This is a genomic window from Burkholderia sp. CCA53 (assembly GCF_001685525.1).
Classification (GTDB): Bacteria; Pseudomonadota; Gammaproteobacteria; order Burkholderiales; family Burkholderiaceae; genus Burkholderia; species Burkholderia multivorans.
In genome coordinates this window covers 1308578-1327281 of record NZ_BDDJ01000002.1, presented here as the reverse complement: position 1 = coordinate 1327281, position 18704 = coordinate 1308578, and the positions used below count along the sequence as shown (strand labels likewise).

The 18704-nt window shown below is 68.1% G+C and carries 17 protein-coding genes; 15 read left to right on the top strand and 2 right to left on the bottom strand.

Annotated features, from left to right (window positions below; genetic code table 11):
* The first annotated feature begins 184 nt into the window (after positions 1-184).
* From BCR55_RS22265 to zwf, 4 genes are all read left to right on the top strand, one after another.
* Positions 185-820 carry a TetR/AcrR family transcriptional regulator gene (locus tag BCR55_RS22265; protein WP_006408749.1) on the top strand — a complete coding sequence of 212 codons (636 nt, stop codon included), beginning with the start codon at positions 185-187 and terminating at the stop codon, positions 818-820.
* 42 nt (positions 821-862) lie between these two features.
* Positions 863-1846 carry an MDR family oxidoreductase gene (locus BCR55_RS22260; RefSeq protein WP_065495951.1) on the top strand — a complete coding sequence of 328 codons (984 nt, stop codon included), beginning with the start codon at positions 863-865 and terminating at the stop codon, positions 1844-1846.
* Positions 1847-1949: 103 nt separating this feature from the next.
* Positions 1950-2528: a peroxidase-related enzyme gene (locus BCR55_RS22255; RefSeq protein WP_006397285.1), complete on the top strand. Its 579-nt coding sequence runs from the start codon at positions 1950-1952 to the stop codon at positions 2526-2528.
* A 290-nt stretch (positions 2529-2818) separates the two neighbouring features.
* Positions 2819-4294 (top strand): glucose-6-phosphate dehydrogenase, encoded by a 1476-nt coding sequence (zwf, locus tag BCR55_RS22250; protein WP_053298161.1) that lies wholly within the window; start codon positions 2819-2821, stop codon positions 4292-4294.
* Between the two features lie 52 nt (positions 4295-4346).
* On the opposite strand, the gene BCR55_RS22245 is transcribed toward zwf, so the two are convergent.
* Complete coding sequence (locus BCR55_RS22245; RefSeq protein ID WP_053298160.1) at positions 4347-5294, bottom strand: LysR family transcriptional regulator; 948 nt, start codon at positions 5292-5294, stop codon at positions 4347-4349.
* Positions 5295-5406: 112 nt separating this feature from the next.
* On the opposite strand from BCR55_RS22245, the gene BCR55_RS22240 reads away from it, so the two are divergent.
* The 11 genes from BCR55_RS22240 to BCR55_RS22190 all read left to right on the top strand — a co-directional run bounded on the left by BCR55_RS22240 (position 5407) and on the right by BCR55_RS22190 (position 17452).
* Positions 5407-6609, top strand: coding sequence for an MFS transporter (locus BCR55_RS22240; RefSeq protein WP_065495950.1), 1203 nt, complete (start codon positions 5407-5409; stop codon positions 6607-6609).
* A 26-nt stretch (positions 6610-6635) separates the two neighbouring features.
* Positions 6636-6959, top strand: coding sequence for an adenylate cyclase (locus tag BCR55_RS22235; protein WP_065495949.1), 324 nt, complete (start codon positions 6636-6638; stop codon positions 6957-6959).
* Between the two features lie 13 nt (positions 6960-6972).
* On the top strand, positions 6973-7917 hold the full coding sequence (locus tag BCR55_RS22230) for an LLM class oxidoreductase (RefSeq protein ID WP_065495947.1): 945 nt from the start codon (positions 6973-6975) through the stop codon (positions 7915-7917).
* A 163-nt stretch (positions 7918-8080) separates the two neighbouring features.
* A complete protein-coding gene (gene dkgB, locus BCR55_RS22225) occupies positions 8081-8887 on the top strand; it encodes a 2,5-didehydrogluconate reductase DkgB (protein WP_065496721.1) in 807 nt (268 codons plus the stop codon).
* Positions 8888-8955: 68 nt separating this feature from the next.
* Positions 8956-10071, top strand: a complete 1116-nt coding sequence (locus tag BCR55_RS22220) for an alkene reductase (RefSeq protein WP_035945691.1) — start codon at positions 8956-8958, stop codon at positions 10069-10071.
* Between the two features lie 19 nt (positions 10072-10090).
* Entirely contained in the window at positions 10091-11044 is a 954-nt protein-coding gene (locus BCR55_RS22215) for a cyclase family protein (protein ID WP_065495945.1), read from the top strand.
* Between the two features lie 35 nt (positions 11045-11079).
* Positions 11080-12084, top strand: a complete 1005-nt coding sequence (locus tag BCR55_RS22210) for an aldo/keto reductase (RefSeq protein ID WP_006408755.1) — start codon at positions 11080-11082, stop codon at positions 12082-12084.
* 467 nt (positions 12085-12551) lie between these two features.
* Positions 12552-13940 carry an NCS2 family permease gene (locus tag BCR55_RS22205; protein ID WP_035945687.1) on the top strand — a complete coding sequence of 463 codons (1389 nt, stop codon included), beginning with the start codon at positions 12552-12554 and terminating at the stop codon, positions 13938-13940.
* Between the two features lie 237 nt (positions 13941-14177).
* Positions 14178-15098, top strand: coding sequence for a LysR family transcriptional regulator (locus BCR55_RS22200; protein ID WP_006397293.1), 921 nt, complete (start codon positions 14178-14180; stop codon positions 15096-15098).
* A 227-nt stretch (positions 15099-15325) separates the two neighbouring features.
* The gene (locus tag BCR55_RS22195; protein WP_006397294.1) at positions 15326-16108 is read left to right on the top strand and encodes an ABC transporter substrate-binding protein; all 783 of its coding nucleotides are present in this window, start codon (positions 15326-15328) and stop codon (positions 16106-16108) included.
* Positions 16109-16336: 228 nt separating this feature from the next.
* Positions 16337-17452, top strand: coding sequence for a succinylglutamate desuccinylase/aspartoacylase family protein (locus BCR55_RS22190; RefSeq protein WP_006397295.1), 1116 nt, complete (start codon positions 16337-16339; stop codon positions 17450-17452).
* A 127-nt stretch (positions 17453-17579) separates the two neighbouring features.
* On the opposite strand, the gene BCR55_RS22185 is transcribed toward BCR55_RS22190, so the two are convergent.
* The gene (locus BCR55_RS22185; protein WP_006406767.1) at positions 17580-18386 is read right to left on the bottom strand and encodes a MetQ/NlpA family ABC transporter substrate-binding protein; all 807 of its coding nucleotides are present in this window, start codon (positions 18384-18386) and stop codon (positions 17580-17582) included.
* Positions 18387-18704: the final 318 nt, after the last annotated feature.

Genomic DNA, 18704 nt, shown 5'->3' with positions numbered 1-18704 from the left:
GCGGAAGGTCGGCGGCATGCGCTCGGTGCATGCGGAAAGCGAGCCACTATATCGAGCCGATATCGGTTCAATAAGATGCGGAATTTTTCACCGCGATAAGCTTTTTTAATCGCGGGTTAACGCCAGTACGGATCGACGCCGCGCGCCGTTTTATTTTTGAGACGAACGGTCTATTATTCGCCGCATGGACACATGCACCGAACTGCCACGCCGTCGCGGCAGGCCGCCGAAGCAGCACGACGACCTCGTCGCGACGCGCGACATGCTGCTGCGCACGGGGCTCGAGATCCTGACCGAAAAGGGTTTTTCGTCGACCGGGCTCGACGAAATCCTCGGCCGGGCCGGCGTGCCGAAGGGTTCGTTCTATCACTACTTCGACAGCAAGGAAGCGTTCGGCCTCGCGCTGATCGACCGCTATGCGGAATTCTTCGCACGCAAGCTCGACCGCCACTTCGGCGACGCCGAACGCTCACCGCTGCAGCGCCTGCGCGCGTTCGTCGACGATGCGCGCGACGGGATGGCGCGCTACGACTATCGGCGCGGCTGCCTGATCGGCAATCTCGGTCAGGAAATGGGCGCGCTGCCGGAAACCTTCCGCGCGCGGCTGCAGGCGACGTTCGAAGACTGGCAGCGCCGCCTCGCCGACTGCCTGCGCGCCGCGCAACAGGCCGGCGAACTGTCGCACGCGGCCGCGCCGGCCGAGCTCGCCGCGTTTTTCTGGATCGGCTGGGAAGGCGCGGTGCTGCGCGCGAAGCTCGAACGCCGCGACGCGCCGCTCGTGCTGTTCGCGCAGCACTTCTTCGACGCGCTGCGTCGCTGAATCTTTTCATTGACTGGGCGACTGCACCAGAAAGGAGAACACGTGTTCCACGGCATCCTGATCGACAAGGACGAAACCGGCCAGCGCACGCGCGTGCAAACGCTCGAGGACGCGCAATTGCCCGACGGCAACGTGACGGTGCGCGTCGCGTATTCGACGCTGAACTACAAGGACGCGCTCGCCATCACGGGCAAGAGCCCGGTCGTGCGCCGGTTTCCGATGGTGCCCGGCATCGATCTGGTCGGCGAAGTCGAAGACAGCGCGCATCCCGACTATCGCCGCGGCGACCGCGTCGTGCTCAACGGCTGGGGCGTCGGCGAAACGCACTGGGGCGGCCTCGCGCAGAAGGCGCGCGTCGACGGCGACTGGCTCGTGCCGCTGCCCGACGCGTTCTCGCCGCAGCAGGCGATGGCGATCGGCACGGCCGGCTACACCGCGATGCTCTGCGTGATGGCGCTCGAACGGCACGGCCTGCGCGCCGGCGACGGCGAGATCGTCGTGACGGGCGCGGCGGGCGGCGTCGGCAGCGTCGCGACCGCGATTCTCGCGCGGCTCGGCTATCGCGTCGTCGCGGTCACCGGGCGCCCGGAAGACGGCGACTATCTGCGCGCGCTCGGCGCGGCCGAGATCCTCGATCGCGCGCAATTCGGCGCGCCCGGCAAGCCGCTCGGCAAGGAACGCTGGGCCGGCGCGGTCGACGTGGCCGGCAGCCACGTGCTCGCGAACGTCTGCGCGACGACGCGCTACCGCGGCGTCGTGACCGCATGCGGGCTCGCGGCCGGCATGGACTTCCCGGCGACGGTCGCGCCGTTCATTCTGCGCGGCGTCACGCTGGTCGGCATCGACAGCGTGATGTGTCCGCGCGACGAGCGCCTGACCGCATGGCGCCGCCTCGCGGCCGACCTCGACGTCGCGAAGCTCGGCGACATCGGCCGCGAAGTCGGCCTCGCCGATGCGATCCCGCTCGCCGACGAGCTGATCCGCGGCAAGGTGCGCGGCCGCATCGTCGTCGACGTCAACGCCTGATCGCGCCTGGCATCTGCGCCGCCCATCGCGCTTTGCGGCCGCGGCGGCGCTGCGCCGCGCCGCGCGCGGCCTGGCCTGCACCATTCCGACGAGGAGAGAATCCATGAGCACCGCCACCCCCGCCCCCGTCAGCCGCTTCCCCGTGCCGGCGCTGGACGATCTGCCCGACGACATTCGCGCGCGGATCGCCGCCGTGCAGGAGAAGTCGGGCTTCATCCCGAACGTGTTCCTGACGCTCGCGCATCGCCCGGACGAGTTCCGCGCGTTCTTCGCGTATCACGACGCGCTGATGGACAAGCCCGGCAATCTGACCAAGGCGGAACGCGAAATGATCGTCGTCGCGACGAGCAGCGCGAACCAGTGTCAGTACTGCGTGATCGCGCACGGCGCGATTCTGCGCGTGCGCGCGAAAGACCCGCTGATCGCCGACCAGATCGCGACGAACTACCGGAAGGCCGACATCACGCCGCGGCAGAAGGCGATGCTCGACTTCGCGATGAAGGTGTCGCAGGCTGCGCAGCAGGTCGGCGAAGCCGACTTCGACACGCTGAAGTCGCACGGCTTCACCGAAGAGGACGCGTGGGACATCGCGGCGATCTCGGCGTTTTTCGGCATGTCGAACCGCATCGCCAACGTGACCAACATGCGGCCGAACGCCGAGTTCTACGCGCTCGCGCGCTGAGCGCACGTTCCGGGACGACAAACGCGGCCGGCGCGGCGCCCGCGCGCGCGCACGGCCGCACGGCCCGCGCCGCCTGATGCACCATCCCGGCGCACGCGGGCGCGCAAACCGGTGCCGGATCGTCGCGCGCGCGACCGCCAGCGAGCGCCCCACGCGAAGACACGCGAACACAGACGCGATCGGTCAAAAGCGTGCACTATTAGCACTTCGCCGCACCGACGCCGGACGCTTCGGCGCCCGGCCGTTTCGACGTCCGTTTCACGTTCCCCGTTTCAGATCGCGAACCACCCATGACGAATCAGCCTACTCAGACCGCAGCCGACCGGCCCGTCGACATGATCATCTTCGGCGGCGGCGGCGACCTGGCCGCCCGCAAGCTGCTGCCCGCGCTGTACATGGCGCACCTGCACCGCAACCTTCCGCCCGACACGCGCATCATCGCGGTCGGCCGCCGCGACTGGGGCATCGACGGCTACCGCAAGTTCATGGACGAGCAGTCGCGCCCGTTCATCGACGAGAAAGCGTTCGACACCGACGCGTGGCGCCGCTTCCTCGACCTGTTCCAGTACGTGCTGATCGACGTGAACGCGCCCGACGACTACGCGCGGCTCGCGGCCGCGTCGCGCGACGGCGCGATCCGCGTGTTCTATCTGTCGACGTCGCCGGAGCTGTTCACGACGATCTGCGACAACCTGTCGGCCGCGCATCTCGTCGATGCGCACTCGCGCGTCGTGCTCGAAAAGCCGCTCGGTCACGATCTCGCGTCGGCGAAGGCGATCAACGATTCGGTCGGCAAGCATTTCGAGGAATCGCAGATTTACCGGATCGACCACTATCTGGGCAAGGAAACGGTGCAGAACCTGATGGTGCTGCGCTTCGGCAATCCGATCTTCGGGCCGCTGTGGCAGGCGCCGAGCATCCGCAGCGTGCAGATCACGGTCGCGGAGACGGTCGGCGTCGGCAGCCGCGCGGGCTTCTACGACCATACGGGCGCGCTGCGCGACATGGTGCAGAACCATCTGCTGCAGCTGCTCTGCATCGTCGCGATGGAGCCGCCCGTGTCGCTCGACCCCGACGCGGTGCGCGACGAGAAGCTGAAGGTGCTGCGCTCGCTGCGGCCGATGTCGCTGTCGGACGTCGCGCGCGACACGGTGCGCGGCCAGTACACGGCCGGCGCCGTCGACGGCCAGCCGGTCAAGGGCTACCTCGAGGAAGAGAACGTGCCGCCGGACAGCCGCGCGGAAACCTTCGTCGCGCTGCGCGCCTATATCAACAACTGGCGCTGGGCGAACGTGCCGTTCTTCCTGCGCACCGGCAAGCGGCTGCAGCGGCGTCAGTCGGAAATCGTGATCGAGTTCGCGGACATGCCGTTTTCGATCATCCCGAGCGGCCCGCGCCACTACGGCAACCGCCTCGTGATCCAGCTGCAGCCGGAGGAGTCGATCCAGCTGCAAATGCTCGCGAAGGAGCCGGGCAGCGGCATGAACATGGTGCCGGTGAGCCTGAACCTCGATCTGCAGCAGGCGATCCCCGAGCGTCGCGCGGAAGCGTACGAGCGGCTGCTGATCGACGTGATCCGCGGACGCCTCACGCACTTCATGCGCCGCGACGAGCTCGAAGCCGCGTGGACCTGGGTCGAGCCGATTCTCGACGGCTGGCAGCAGCTCGGCGACCGGCCGCGGCTCTATACGGCCGGCACGTTCGGGCCTGCGGCGTCGTCGGCGCTGCTCGCGCGCGACAACATGTCGTGGTCGGAAGAAGCGTGACGCGGCGCGCGGCCGAGCCGGCGCGCGACGCGCGTCGCGACCGGCGCGGCCGCTACGACGGACTCAACCATGCGGCCTTGCGCCGCGACGGCGCGCTGCCGGCCGCCACTGCGCCGCCGCCGAGCGCGTCGACCAGATAGTCGACGAACGACGCGATCCGCGACGAAATCGCGGTGTTCCGGTAGTACACCGCGTTGATCGGCTGCTGCACGTCGAGCGTCTGCCGCGCGAGCACCTGTACGAGGCGGCCCGCGTCGCGGTCGTGCGCGGTCATGAAATCCGACAGGCATACGATGCCCGCGCCGTCCAGCGCGAGCTGCCGCAGCGTCTCGCCGCTCGACGACCAGATCGCGGGCTCGATGCGCTGCGGCTCGCCGTCCGCGCCGAGAATCGGCCAGATGTTCAGCGACTCCGGCTGCGTGAAGCCAAGCAGCGTGTGCCGGCCGAGATCCTCGACCTTGCGCGGTAGCCCGTGCGCCTCGATATACGCGGGGCTCGCGAGCATGCGCAGCCGGCTGCTGCCGATACGCCGGCTGTGCAGCGTCGAATCCTTCAGCCGGCCGATCCGGAACGCGACGTCGGTACGCCGTTCGAGCAGATCGATGATCCCCTCGTTGCTGTTCAGCTCCAGCTCGACCTTCGGAAAGCGTTCGCGGTAGCCGCGCACGAGCGGCACGATCACGTGCAGCATGAACGGCGTCGCCGCGTCGACGCGCAGCCGCCCCGACGGCATCTCGCGCCGCGCGAGCATCTGCTCCTCCGCGTTTTCGACCGATTCGATGATCGCGCGCGCATCCTGCAGGAACGCGCGCCCTTCTTCGGTCAGTTCGAGCCGGCGCGTGGTCCGGCGCAGCAGCGTCGTCTTCAGTTTCTCCTCGAGCCGCGCGAGCGTGCGGCTCGCAGCCGACACCGTCAGATCGAGCTGCTGCGCGGCGGCCGTGATCGAACCGGTGTCGACCACGGCCGCGAAGGCCTGGAGTTCGTCGAGCGTGATTTTCATGCGATCTTCATTGTTGATCCGAAATCAAAACAATTTGGTTTATAGACGAGTTTTTCTGCAAAAGTAAAGCCGGCACACTGCGGTCCGTCCTCACTGGAAACAGGATCCCGTCATGCCACTCGCCCTGCTTGCGCTCACGATCAGCGCATTCGCCATCGGTACGACCGAATTCGTCATCGTCGGGCTGATCCCGACGATCGGCGCCGATCTCGGCGTCAGCCTGCCGTCGGCCGGGCTGCTTGTCAGCCTGTACGCATTGAGCGTCGCGATCGGCGCGCCGCTGCTTACCGCGCTCACCGGCCGCGTGCCGCGCAAGACGCTGCTCGCCGCGCTGATGGCGCTGTTCACCGTCGGCAACCTCGTCGCATGGCAGGCGCCGAACTACGAATCGCTGATCGTCGCCCGCGTGCTGACCGGCCTCGCGCACGGCGTATTCTTCTCGGTCGGCTCGATCATCGCGACCACACTCGTGCCGAAGGAAAAGGCCGCGAGCGCGATCGCGACGATGTTCAGCGGCATGACCGTCGCGTTCGTCGCCGGGATTCCGCTCGGCACCTTCATCGGTCAGCACTTCGGCTGGCGCGCGACGTTCCTGATCGTCGCGCTGTTCGGGCTTGTCGCGTTCATCGGCGCGGTCGCCTTCGTGCCGCGCAAGCTGGCGCAGACGCCGCCCGCACCGCTCGCGCGCCAGTTCCGCGTGCTCGCGCAGCCGCGCCTGCTGCTCGTCTATGCAATGACGGCGGTCGGCTACGGCGGCTCGCTGATCGCATTCACGTACATGGCGCCGCTGCTCGAGCAGATCGCGGGCTTCACGCCGTCGCAGGTCAGCCTCGTGCTCGTCGGCTACGGCGTGTCGGTCGCGTTCGGCAACGTGTGGGGCGGCAAGCTCGCCGATCGCATCGGCCCCGTGAAGGCGCTGAAGCGGATCTTCCTGCTGCTCGCGCTCGTGCTGCTCGCGCTGACCTTCACCGTTCACGCCAAGTGGCTCGCGGTGCTGACGATGCTCGCATGGGGCGCCGTCGCGTTCGGCAACGTGCCGGGGCTGCAGGTGTACGTCGTCAAGCAGGCGCGCCATTTCGCGCCGGAGGCGACCGACGTCGCATCGGGCTTCAACATCGCCGCGTTCAACCTCGGCGTCGCGGGCGGTTCGTCGCTCGGCGGACTGATCGTCGCGCATGTCGGCCTCGGCCAGACGCCGTGGATCGCCGCGGTCGTCACGCTCGGCGCATTCGCGCTGACCGCGCTGAGCGGCCGCCTCGATCGCAGCGAAGGCCTGCCCGAACGCACGGCCGACCGCGTCGAACTCGCGCACTGAGCGCACCGATCCCCAGGAGCCACACGATGAACGCATCGACGCCGCGCCCGCCGTTCGCGGGCAAGACCTTCGAAGTCCGTTACGACGGCCTGACCGCACTGAACGCTTACGACGACGACGGCGTGCACCTGCGCTACGCGATCACCGCAGGCCCGTACGCGGGCGCATCGGACGAAGTCGGATACACGTGGCAGCACGTCAGCGGCGAGACCTACGCGATCGCCTGGCAGGAAGCCGACCGCGCGACCGTCGTCCACATCGACGATTTCGCCGCCGGCACGTCGCGCGCGTTCTTCACGGCGTCGTCGCTCGATTTCCACCGCCTCGCAGGCAGCCTGCGCGAAATCTGAACGGAGTCCGATCATGTCCCCTTCCCTCGACACCCTCACCGCCGGCGGCTTCAGCATCGGCGTGGAACTGCCGCTCGACAACGACTGGTCGCCCGGCGGCGACGCGAAGCGCCAGCACGACGGCCGCCGTCCCGGCGTGCCCGACATGACGCTGCACGCCGAACTCGCGCGGCGCGCGGACACGCTCGGCTTTCGCGCGCTCTGGGTGCGCGACGTGCCGGTCTACGACCCGTCGTTCGGCGATGCCGCGCAGGTCTTCGAGACCTTCTCGTATCTCGGCTATCTCGCCGCCGTCACGCGCGACATCCTGCTCGGCACGGCCGCCGTCGTGCTGCCGCTGCGCGAACCGCTGCTGACGCTGAAATCGGCGGCGACGATCCAGGAACTGAGCGGCGGCCGCCTGCTGCTCGGCGTCGCGAGCGGCGATCGTCCGGTCGAATATCCGCTGTTCGGCCGCGATTTCGCCTCGCGCGGCGCGAACTTCCGCGATCAGATCGCGCTGTTGCGCGACGGCGCGCGTGCGCATCTGCCGCCCGGCCTCGATGTGCTGCCGGCCGCGCGCACGCCGGTGCCGCTGCTCGTCGCTGGCCTCGCGCAGCAGACGCCGGCCTGGATCGGCGAGCACATGGACGGCTGCCTCGCCTATCCCGGCTCGCCGGCCGACCATGCGCAGCGCGCGGCGAACTGGCGCGCGGTCGCGGGCAGCAAGCCGTACGTCAGCTTCATCCATCTCGACCTCGCGGAAGACCCGCACGAGCCGCTGCAGCGGCACCGCTTCGGCGCACGTGCGGGCCGCATCGCGCTCGCCGAGGAACTGGCCGAGATGCGCGACGCGGGCGTGCAGCACGTCGGCCTGCATTTCCGCCGCAACCGGCGGCCGGTCGGCGAGTCGATGGCCGAGATCGCGGCGGACGTGCTTCCGGCGTTCCATCCGCGCACGCAGGTGCGCGCCGCGTAACGCCGGCACGCGGGCGCGGCAGCGGCGGCGGCAGCCGCGAAGCCGCGCCCGATCCTTGATTCCGAATCAAATATTTTTGTCCGCTAACGGCGTTTATCTCACGAGTCCGACGGACCACAATGATTCCCGTAGCGACACCGTTCCATCCATCCAGGAGCCCATGATGAACCCCATTCCCGCATTCGGCCTCGGCACGTACCGCCTGAAGGGCCAGGTCGTCATCGACTCGGTCCGCAACGCCCTCGAACTCGGCTACCGCGCGATCGACACCGCGCAGATCTACGGCAACGAAGCCGAAGTCGGTGAGGCTATCGCCGCGTCGGGCGTCAGCCGCGATGCGCTCTTCCTGACGACGAAGATCTGGGTCGACAACTATGCGCCGGACAAGCTCGTGCCGAGCCTCGAGGAAAGCCTGCGCAAGCTGCGCACCGACACCGTCGACCTGACGCTGATCCACTGGCCGGCCCCCGACAACGGCGTGCCGCTCGCGACGTTCATGGCCGCGCTCGCCGACGCGAAGGCGAAGGGCCTCACGCGCCGGATCGGCATCTCGAATTTCAATATCGCGCTGACGAAGGAAGCGATCGCGGCGGTCGGCAAGGACGCGATCGCGACGAACCAGATCGAACTGAGTCCGTATCTGCAGAACCGCAAGCTCGTCGAATTCCTCAACGCCGAAGGCATCCACGTGACGTCGTACATGACGCTCGCCTACGGCAAGGTGCTCGGCGACCCGGTGATCGGCGCGATCGCCAAGCGCCACGCTGCAACGCCCGCGCAGGTCGCGCTCGCATGGGCGATGCAGCTCGGCTACTCGGTGATTCCGTCGTCGACGAAGCGCGAAAACCTCGCGAGCAACCTGCTCGCGCAGACGCTGCGTCTGACCGACGACGACATGGCGCAGATCGCCGCGCTCGAGCGCAACGGCCGCGAAGTCGACCCGGCCGGCCTCGCGCCGAAGTGGGACTGAGCGCCCCGCCCGTTTATCGAATCGACCTGTCCGCGGCCGCGCGCCGCGGCATCCGAAAGGACATCATCATGACCCAGGACCCGCTTTTCCAACCGCTTCGCCTCGGCGCGCTGACGCTGCCGAACCGTATCGTGATGCCGCCGATGACGCGCTCCCGCGCAAGCCAGCCCGGCGACGTCGCGAACGAACTGATGGCCGCGTACTACGCACAGCGCGCGAGCGCGGGGCTGATCGTCAGCGAAGGCACCTACATCGCACCGCTCGGCAAGGGCTACGCATGGACGCCCGGCATTCACACGCGTGAGCAGATCGCCGGTTGGCGCAAGGTGACGGACGCCGTGCATGCCGCGCACGGCCGGATCTTCGCGCAGCTGTGGCACGTCGGGCGGTTGAGCCACACGAGCCTGCTCGGCGGCTGGCAACCCGTCTCGTCGTCGCCGCTGCAGGCGAAGGGCGTGAACGTCTTCATCGCCGGCGAAGACGGCAGCACGCCCGGCTTCGTGCAGGCGTCCGAGCCGCGCGCGCTGACGATCGACGAGATCCGCGAGATCGTCAAGCAGTACCGTGCCGCCGCGCGCAACGCGATCGACGCCGGCTTCGACGGCGTCGAGCTGCACGGCGCGAACGGCTATCTGGTGAACCAGTTCATCGATTCGAACGCGAACACGCGCACCGACGCGTACGGCGGCTCGCTCGAGAACCGGCTGCGTTTCCTGCGCGAAGTCACGCAGGCGCTGATCGACGGCACCGGCGACGCATCGCGCGTCGGCGTGCGTCTCGCGCCGCTGACGACGCTGAACGGCTGCGTCGACGACGATCCGGAAACGACCTATCTCGCGGCCGCGAAGCTGCTCGGCGAACTCGGGATCGGCTATCTGCACATCGCGGAAGCCGACTGGGACGATGCGCCGCTGATGCCGGTCGCGTTCAAGCGGCAGCTGCGCGCCGCGTTCCCGGGCGTATTGATCTACGCCGGCAAATACACGGCCGAGCGCGCGCGTGAAGCGATCGCGGCCGGCTGGGCGGACCTGATCGCGTTCGGCCGGCCGTTCGTCGCGAATCCGGACCTGCCCGAGCGCCTGCGTACGGGTGCGCCGCTCGCGCTGCACGACCGCAACACGCTGTTCGGCGGCGGCGCGCAAGGGCTGACCGACTATCCGACGCTCGCGCAAGCCGCGGCATGACCGTTCACAGGACTCCAGAATGAAAGTCACTCTCGCACGGCTCGCGCTTGCCGCCATCCTGCCGTTTGCCGCGACCCACGCGACGCCGGCCATCGCCGCAGCCGACTGGTATCCGTCCGCATACGGCGCGGACGACGAGATTGGCGCGGCCAACCTGCTGACGCCCGACGTCGTGCGCGCCGCGGTCGGCCTCGTGAAGACCGGCAAGACGTATGCGCTCGCGGTGCCGGTCGACAAGAACCTGCCTGCGTTTCGCCATCGCAGCTTCCGGCTGTACAACGTACAGGTCGGCCAGCAGGCCGGCAAGAGCCTCGGGCCGAACAAGTTCACGTTCAACGACGAGCTCGTCAATGCGTGGACCGGCGTCGGCACGCAGCTGAACGGCATCGGCCACATCGGCATCGACAACGTGTACTACAACGGCAACCGCGCGATCGACTTCGTGACCGTCGACGGCGTGAAGAAGCTCGGCGTCGAGAAGGTGCCGCCGATCGTCACGCGCGGCGTCGTGCTCGACATGACCGCGTACTACGGCAAGCCGATCGTGCCGGGCGGCACCGAATTCACGGTCGCCGACATCCAGGCCGTGCTGAAGCGCGAAGGGCTCACGCTGCGCAAGGGCGACGTCGTGCTGTTCAACACGGGCTGGCTCGAGCTGATCGGCAAGGACGACAGACAGTTCCTCGAAGTCGAGCCCGGCATCGGCATGGAAGCGGCGAAGTGGCTCGCCGATCAGGGAATCGTCGCGTTCGGCGGCGACACATGGGCGTCGGAGGTCTATCCGAATCCGCACGGCGCCGACGAGTTTCCGATCAACCAGTACATGCTCGCGAAGCGCGGCATCTACAACCTTGAGCTGATCGACAGCCGCGCGCTCGTGCGCGACCGCGCGTGGGAATTCCTGTTCGTGCTCGGCCAGCCGCTGTACGTCGGCTCGACGCAGGTCAACATCAATCCGGTCGCGATCCGCTGAACGCGGCCGCACGAACCGGTCACCGGAACATTCGCATGAGAATCGCACTTCCTTCCCGCCTGGGTTTCGGCACCGCGCCGCTGGGCAACATGTATCGCGACATCCCGAACGACGAGGCGCTCGCGACCGTGGACGCCGCGTGGGAAAGCGGCATCCGTTACTTCGATGCCGCGCCGCTGTATGGCGCCGGCCTCGCCGAGCTGCGGCTCGGCGAAGCGCTCGCCGGCCGGCCACGCGACGAATACTCGCTCGGCACGAAGGTCGGCCGGCTCGTCCTCGACGAGCACGAGGACGCGTCGCAGCGCGATCTCGGCGAGAAGGGCGGCCTGTTCCGCCACGGGCTGCCGAACAAGATCGTCTACGACTACACCGAGGACGGCACGCTGCGTTCGATCGAAGCGAGCCTGAAGCGGCTGCGCACCGACCGGCTCGATACCGTATGGATCCACGATCCGGCCGTCGACTTTCACGGCGAGCGCTGGCGCGACGTGTTCGACGTCGCGATGTCGGGCGCCGCGAAGGCGCTCACGCGGCTGCGCGATGAAAAGGTGATCCGGGGCTGGGGGCTAGGCGTGAACCGGATCGAGCCCTGCGAACTCGCGCTCGAACGCTCGGATCCGGACGGCTTCCTGCTCGCCGGTCGCTACACGCTGCTCGATCATGCGGGCGCGCTCGAGCGGCTGATGCCGGAAAGCGCCGCGCGCGGGCTCGGGATCATCGTCGGCGGCCCCTACAACTCCGGCGTGCTCGCGGGCGGCACACATTTCGAGTATCAGCCGGCGACGCAGGAAATGCTCGATCGCGTCGCGCGGATCCGGCAGGTTGCCGAGCGCTTCGGCGTCGATGTGCGCGCGGTCGCACTGCAGTTCTCGCTCGCGCATCCGGCCGTCGCGGCCGCGATCCCGGGCGCGAGTCGGCCCGAGCGGATCGACGAAAACCTGCGCCTCGCATCCGCGCCGATTCCAGCCGGACTGTGGGACGCGCTGAAGGCCGAGCGCCTGATCGCCGACCACGCCCCGACGCCGGCCGGCGCCGCATAACGCGCCGAACGCGCGAAGCGCGTGCGACCACGCACGCGTCGCGCGCGTCGGCGGCCCGACGCATCGGCCGCCGGCGACGCGTCCACGCCCGACCTCCCGCTCACCGCCCCCTCGTCGCAGCGGCCGGCCCTGCCATTCGCGCATGCAAATAGTCGCCTTAACGGATCCGATCTAGGCGTATACACGCGTTTTCTCGCGACGATGCCCCGCCGCACGCCGATATAAGCGCTGCGACATGCGCTGCATGCTCGTCTCCCAATGGGACGCCGACAGGCGTTCGCCTACTCTTCGCTACGGCAAAGCGCCGGTGACGCGACCGCCGCGATGCGGTTCGCGCCGGCCTGCCGGCGGCCCCGCGTCGCGCGCGATGCGTCCCCACGACGTTGCCGCCATTCCAACCAGATACGAGACACCCTGACGACGGCGCGCAACGCGCCGTTTCAGCACGCTGATAAAGGAGCAAGCTCATGAGTGATACCCCGGTGCAGCCGACGGTCGGCGTCGGCACGGAAGAAAACGACTTCGGCACGCCGGGCGTCATCGACCGGTATTTCGGCATATCGTCGCGCGGCAGCACGCAGCGTCGCGAGATCGTCGCGGGCGCGACCACGTTCCTCGCGATGGTCTACTCGGTATTCGTCGTGCCCGGCATGTTCGGCAAGGCCGGCTTCGACACGAGCGCCGTGTTCGTCGCGGTCTGCCTGACGACCGCGTTCGGTTCGCTGCTGATGGGCCTGTGGGCGAAGCTGCCGATCGCGATCGGCTGCGCGATCTCGCTGACGGCATTTACCGCGTTCGGCCTCGTGCTCGGCAAGGGGCTGCATCCGACCGTCGCGCTCGGCGCGGTGTTTCTGATGGGTCTCGTGTTCACCGGCATCTCGATCACCGGCGTGCGCTCGTGGATCCTGCGCAATCTGCCCGCGGGCGTCGCGCACGGCACCGGCATCGGCATCGGCCTGTTCCTGCTGCTGATCGCGTCGAACGACGTCGGCCTCGTGATCAAGAACCCGGGCGCCGGCCTGCCGGTGTCGCTCGGTCAGATCACCGCGTTCCCGGTCATCATGTCGGTGATCGGCCTGGCGGCGATCTTCGGCCTCGAGAAGCGCCGCGTGCCGGGCGGCATCCTGCTCGTCGTGATCGCGATCTCGCTGTTCGGCCTCGCGTTCGATCCGGCGGTGAAGTACCGCGGCGTCTTCGCGCTGCCGTCGCTGAGCACGCCGGGCCATGCGTCGCTGATCGGCGCGATGGACCTTCGCGGCGCGCTGTCGATGGCCGTGCTGCCGAGCGTGCTCGCACTCGTGATGACGGCCGTGTTCGACGCGACCGGCACGATCCGCGCGGTTGCCGGCCAGGCCGGCCAGCTCGACGAAAACGGCCGCATCGTCAACGGCGGCCGCGCACTGACCGCCGATTCGGTCAGCTCGATCTTCTCCGGCTTCCTCGGCGGCGCACCGGCGGCGGCCTATATCGAATCGAGCGTCGGCGTGGCCGCCGGCGCGAAGACCGGTCTCGCGGCCGCGGTGGTCGGCCTGCTGTTCCTCGTCGTGATGTTCTTCTCGCCGCTCGCCGCGCTCGTGCCGTCGTACGCAACCGCGCCCGCACTGATGTACGTCGGGCTGCTGATGCTCGGCAGCGTCGCGAAGCTGCATATGGACGACATGGTCGACGCGATGTCGGGGCTCGTCTGCGCGGTGTTCATCGTGCTGACCGCGAATATCGTGACGGGCATCATGCTCGGCTTCTCGACCCTCGTGATCGGCCGCGTCGCGAGCGGCGAATTCCGCAAGCTGAATGCGGGCACCGTGATCATCGCGGCCGTGCTCGTCACGTTCTATCTCGGCGGCTGGGCGATCTGACCACGAACCGCGCGTGCCGCAGCAGCGGGGGCGCATCCCGATAACGACGTCTCCTCCACCCTCATCGTCGAGGGACTCCGGGCCCGGAAACGCAGGTTTCCGGGCCTTTTTTGCTGCGCCGACGGCCGCACGCGACGCGCGCGGCGCGCTACCCTATCGATCTTCGCACCGCCGCCCGCGGCGAGCCGGTCCCATGCACCGGCCGCCACCGGGCGCGCCCGCTCCCGAACCCGACCGATGACGCGCATCCGAAATCACCTGAACGTCGCGCAACTGCAGGCCTTCGTCTGCGCCGCGCATCACAAGAGCCTGCGCGCCGCCGCGCGCGAACTCGGCGTCACGCAGCCGGCCATCACGCATACGATCCGCGAGCTCGAAACCGCGCTCAACGCCGAGTTGCTCGTGCGCAGCGTGCGCGGCGTCGAGCTGACGGCCTGCGGCCACGCGCTGCTGCCGCGCGCGGAGCAGCTGCTCGGCGACATGCGCCGCACGCTCGAAGCGGTCGAACAGGTGAAGGGCGAAATGTCCGGCCGCGTCGCGGTCGGCACGATGCCGTCGATCGCGCTGACGGCGCTGCCGCACGCGGTCACCGCGTTTCGCCGTGCGATGCCGAACGTGAGCCTGCATCTCGAGGAAGTGACGGTGCCCGACGCGCTCGCGCAGCTGCGCAACGGCACGCTCGACATCGCCGCGATGCACCACGTGCCGGCGCTCGACCGCGATTTCACGCAGTCGCCGCTGCTGTCGACCGAGTTCGTCGTCGCGATGCGCGACGGCCATCCGCTCGCGCACGCGCGCCGTTTAGAGGAATTGCTCGACGCGGAGTGGATCGTCACCGTCGGCGCCGAGCAGTTTCCGCACAGCGTGATGACGGCGATGTTCGACGCGCGCGGGCTGCCGCTGCCGAAGCGCCTGCTGCGCTCGCCGATGTCGTTCGCGGTCACGCTCGGGCTCGTCGCGCGCTCGGACGTGATCGGCTGCTTCACGCGCCCGCTCGCGGCGATGGTCGCGCCGCTCGGCATCCGCACGGCCGAGCTCGACGACGCGATGCCGCGCTTCGACCTGTCGATCATCGCGCGGCGCGACCTGCTGCCGACGCCGGCCGTGTCGCAGTTCATCGCGTGCCTGCGGCGCGCGGTCAACGAAACGCTCGGCTGAAGCGTTCCGGAAGGCAGGCACGCGCGACAAGTCGCCGCGCGGCCGCCCGATCCGGTATCGGGGCATGTCCTAGGCGCCGCGCCGGTATTTTGTCTTGATAATCTTGCGCACGTCGCGCGCCCGCATCGGGCAGGCGAAACGGACAGTCCGACGCGAAGCCGCGCCGGGCCGAAGGCTTACGGCGCGGCACAACCGCGCACCCATCGAACAAAACGAGGAGTCACCGAGTGAAAAAGATTCTTGCGGCTGTGACCGTTGCCCTGCTCGCCGTATCGGCCGGCAGCGCATACGCGAAAGACTGGACGACCGTGCGGTTCGGCGTCGACGCGAGCTACCCGCCTTTCGAGTCGAAAGACGCGAGCGGCAAGGTGGTCGGCTTCGACGTGGATCTCGGCAACGAAATCTGCCGCCGCCTGAACGCGAAGTGCGTGTGGATCGAGAACGACTTCGACGGGATGATCCCGGCGCTGAAGGCCCGCAAGTTCGACGGCGTGCTGTCGTCGATGTCGATGACGCCGGCGCGCCAGGAACAGATCGCGTTCTCGTCGAAGCTGTTCAACACGCCGACGCGCCTCGTCGCGAAGAAGGGCTCGGGCCTGATGCCGACGGCCGAATCGCTGAAGGGCAAGTCGATCGGCGTCGAGCAGGGCACGATCCAGGAAACCTACGCGAAGACGTACTGGGCGCCGAAGGGCGTGAAGGTCGTCCCGTACCAGAACCAGGACCAGGTGTACGCCGACCTGATCGCGGGCCGCCTCGACGGCGCGCTGCAGGACGCGGTGCAGGCCGAGATCGGCTTCCTGAAGACGCCGCGCGGCGCGAGCTTCGACTTCGCGGGCAAGGATCTCGACGATCCGAAGACGCTCGGCGAAGGCGCGGGCATCGGCCTGCGCAAGGAAGATACCGACCTGAAGGCGAAGATCGACGCGGCGATCGCGGCGATGCGCAAGGACGGCACGTACGACAAGATCGCGAAGAAGTACTTCGACTTCGACGTGTACGGCAAGTAAGCGCGCGCGCCGCATCCGCGCAGACGGGCTCCGCAAGGGGCCCGTTTTTTTTGCGCGCGCGGCTGCGCACGGCGCCGCGCGTCCCGCTATTTTTTTCGCGTCAACCCGCTGATTTGCAAAGGGAAAACGGCTGTTCCGGAACCGGTTTGATGGCTTCGACGAAGGCAACGTACAATCGACCTTCCACGCACACCGGACCATTCGCGGCTGCGCCGCGCTCCCGTCACCATGCAAACGCAGACCCATCCGCTGATTTCCCCCGCCGTCGGCACCGAACGTCAGATCACGAGCTTCCATTACGGCCCGCGCGGCGGCAAGAAGGTCTATATCCAGTCGTCGCTGCACGCGGACGAACTGCCCGGCATGCTGGTCGCCGTGCTGCTGCGCCGCAAGATCGCGGCGCTCGAAGCGGCCGGCAAGCTGCGCGGCGAGATCGTCATCGTGCCCGTGCCGAACCCGATCGGCCTGTCGCAGCATGTGTTCGGCGATCATCTGGGCCGCTTCGAGCTCGGCTCGATGCAGAACTTCAACCGCAATTTCCACGATCTCGCCGCGCTCGTGCTGCCGCGCATCGAAGGCCGCCTCACGCACGACGCGCAGCGCAACGTCGAAGCGGTGCGCGCGGCGATGCGCGAAGCGCTCGACGAACAGAAGCCGCGCACCGAGCTCGAATCGCAGCGTCTCGCGCTGCAGAAGCTGTCGTACGACGCCGACATCGTGCTCGACCTGCACTGCGACAACGACGCGGTAATGCACCTGTATACGAACCCCGATCTCTGGGAAGATGTCGAGCCGCTCGCGCGCTATCTCGACGCGCAGGCGTCGCTGCTCGCGCTGAACTCGGTCGGCAATCCGTTCGACGAGATTCACAGCTTCTGCTGGTCCGATCTGCGCAGCCGTTTCGGCGAGCGCTTCCCGATTCCGAACGGCGCGATCTCGGTCACGGTCGAGCTGCGAAGCGAGCGCGACGTGTCGTACGAGCTGGCGGAAAAAGACGCGCAGGCGATCGTCGAATATCTGACCGAACGCGGGATCGTCGAGGGCACGCCGGCGCCGCTGCCGCCGCTCGCGCATCCGGCCACGCCGCTCGCGGGCACCGATCCGCTCGTCGCGCCGGTGTCCGGCGTGCTGGTGTTCCGCACGCCGGTCGGCGTGTGGATCGAGGCCGGTCAGGAAGTCGCCGATATCGTCGATCCGCTCACCGATCGCGTCGTCACGCTGAAGAGCAGCGTGTCGGGCGTGCTGTATGCGCGTCAGGTCGTGCGCTTCGCGACGGCCGGAATGGAAGTCGCGCGCATCGCCGGCGCAACGCCGATCCGCACCGGGTCGCTGCTGTCCGCATAAGCGCCGCCGCACGCGCGCCGCGCCGCGGCCTGTATCACAGCGAAATCGCCCGCTTGCGCGGGCGATGTATTTGAGGCGGATGCGAGAGCCGGGCGGCAGCGCGCCGTGCGCGCACCGCACGCGCCGCTCAGAACGCCGGCACGATCGCGCCGCCGAATTTCTGCTCGATGAACTTGCGCACGTCGTCCGATTCGTACGCGGCGACGAGCTTCTTCACCCACGGCTTGTTCCGGTCCTGCTCGCGCACTGCGATCAGGTTCGCATACGGCCCGCGCAGGTCCTCGATCGCAATCGCGTCCTTCACGGGCGTGAGCCCCGCCTTCACCGCGTAGTCGGTATTGATCGAGGCCGCGTCGAGATCGGGCAGCGCGCGCGGCAGTTGCGCGGCGTCGAGTTCGACGATGCGGATCTTCTTCGGGTTCTCGGCGACGTCGAGCGGCGTCGCGTTCACGCCGTTCGTGCCGACGCCGGGCTTCAGCTTGATGACGCCGTATTTCTGCAGCAACAGCAGCGCGCGGTTGCCGTTCGACGGATCGTTCTGGATCCCGACCTTCGCGCCCGCCGGCAAATCCTTCAGCGACCTGTATTTCTTCGAATAGAAACCCATCGGCGCCGTATAGGTCAGCCCGACGTTGACGATCTTGTAGCCGCGCTGCTTGATCTGGCTGTCGAGAAACGGCTGATGCTGGAAGCCGTTCGCATCGAGATCGCCGGCGTCGAGCGCGGCGTTCGGCTGCACGTAATCGTTGAACTCGATGATCTTGATCGCGAGCCCTTCGCGTGCGGCGACCTTGGTCACCTCGCTCCAGATCTGCGCATCGGGGCCGCTCATCGTGCCGATCTTCAGCGTCTGCGGATCGGCGTGCGCGCCGGGCGCCGCGAAAGCCAGCGCCGCGCCGAGGGCGGCGAAGCCGGTCAGGATCGAACGTCGCATGGTTCCTCTTGCCGTGTCGTTGTTGGAACGCGCATCGTCGCACGGGGCCGGAACGCGACCAACCAAGCTTATTTCATGTGCATTTTCCGCAGCGCGATCAAAGTTCAGGCGAATTCGATATAACGGGCGGCCGCGACGCCGGGCAGAATTCAGCTCCTGTTTCGGGCCGGAACAGGGGCCGGATGTCGCATCGGCACCACACATTCTTCATATGACAGAGGCTGTCACATTCATTACGTGGCACGTCGATAAAGTCGCCGTCGGTCCGTGAAAGCGCCCGCAGAGAGCGCCGGAACCGCAACTGGACACGCATTTATT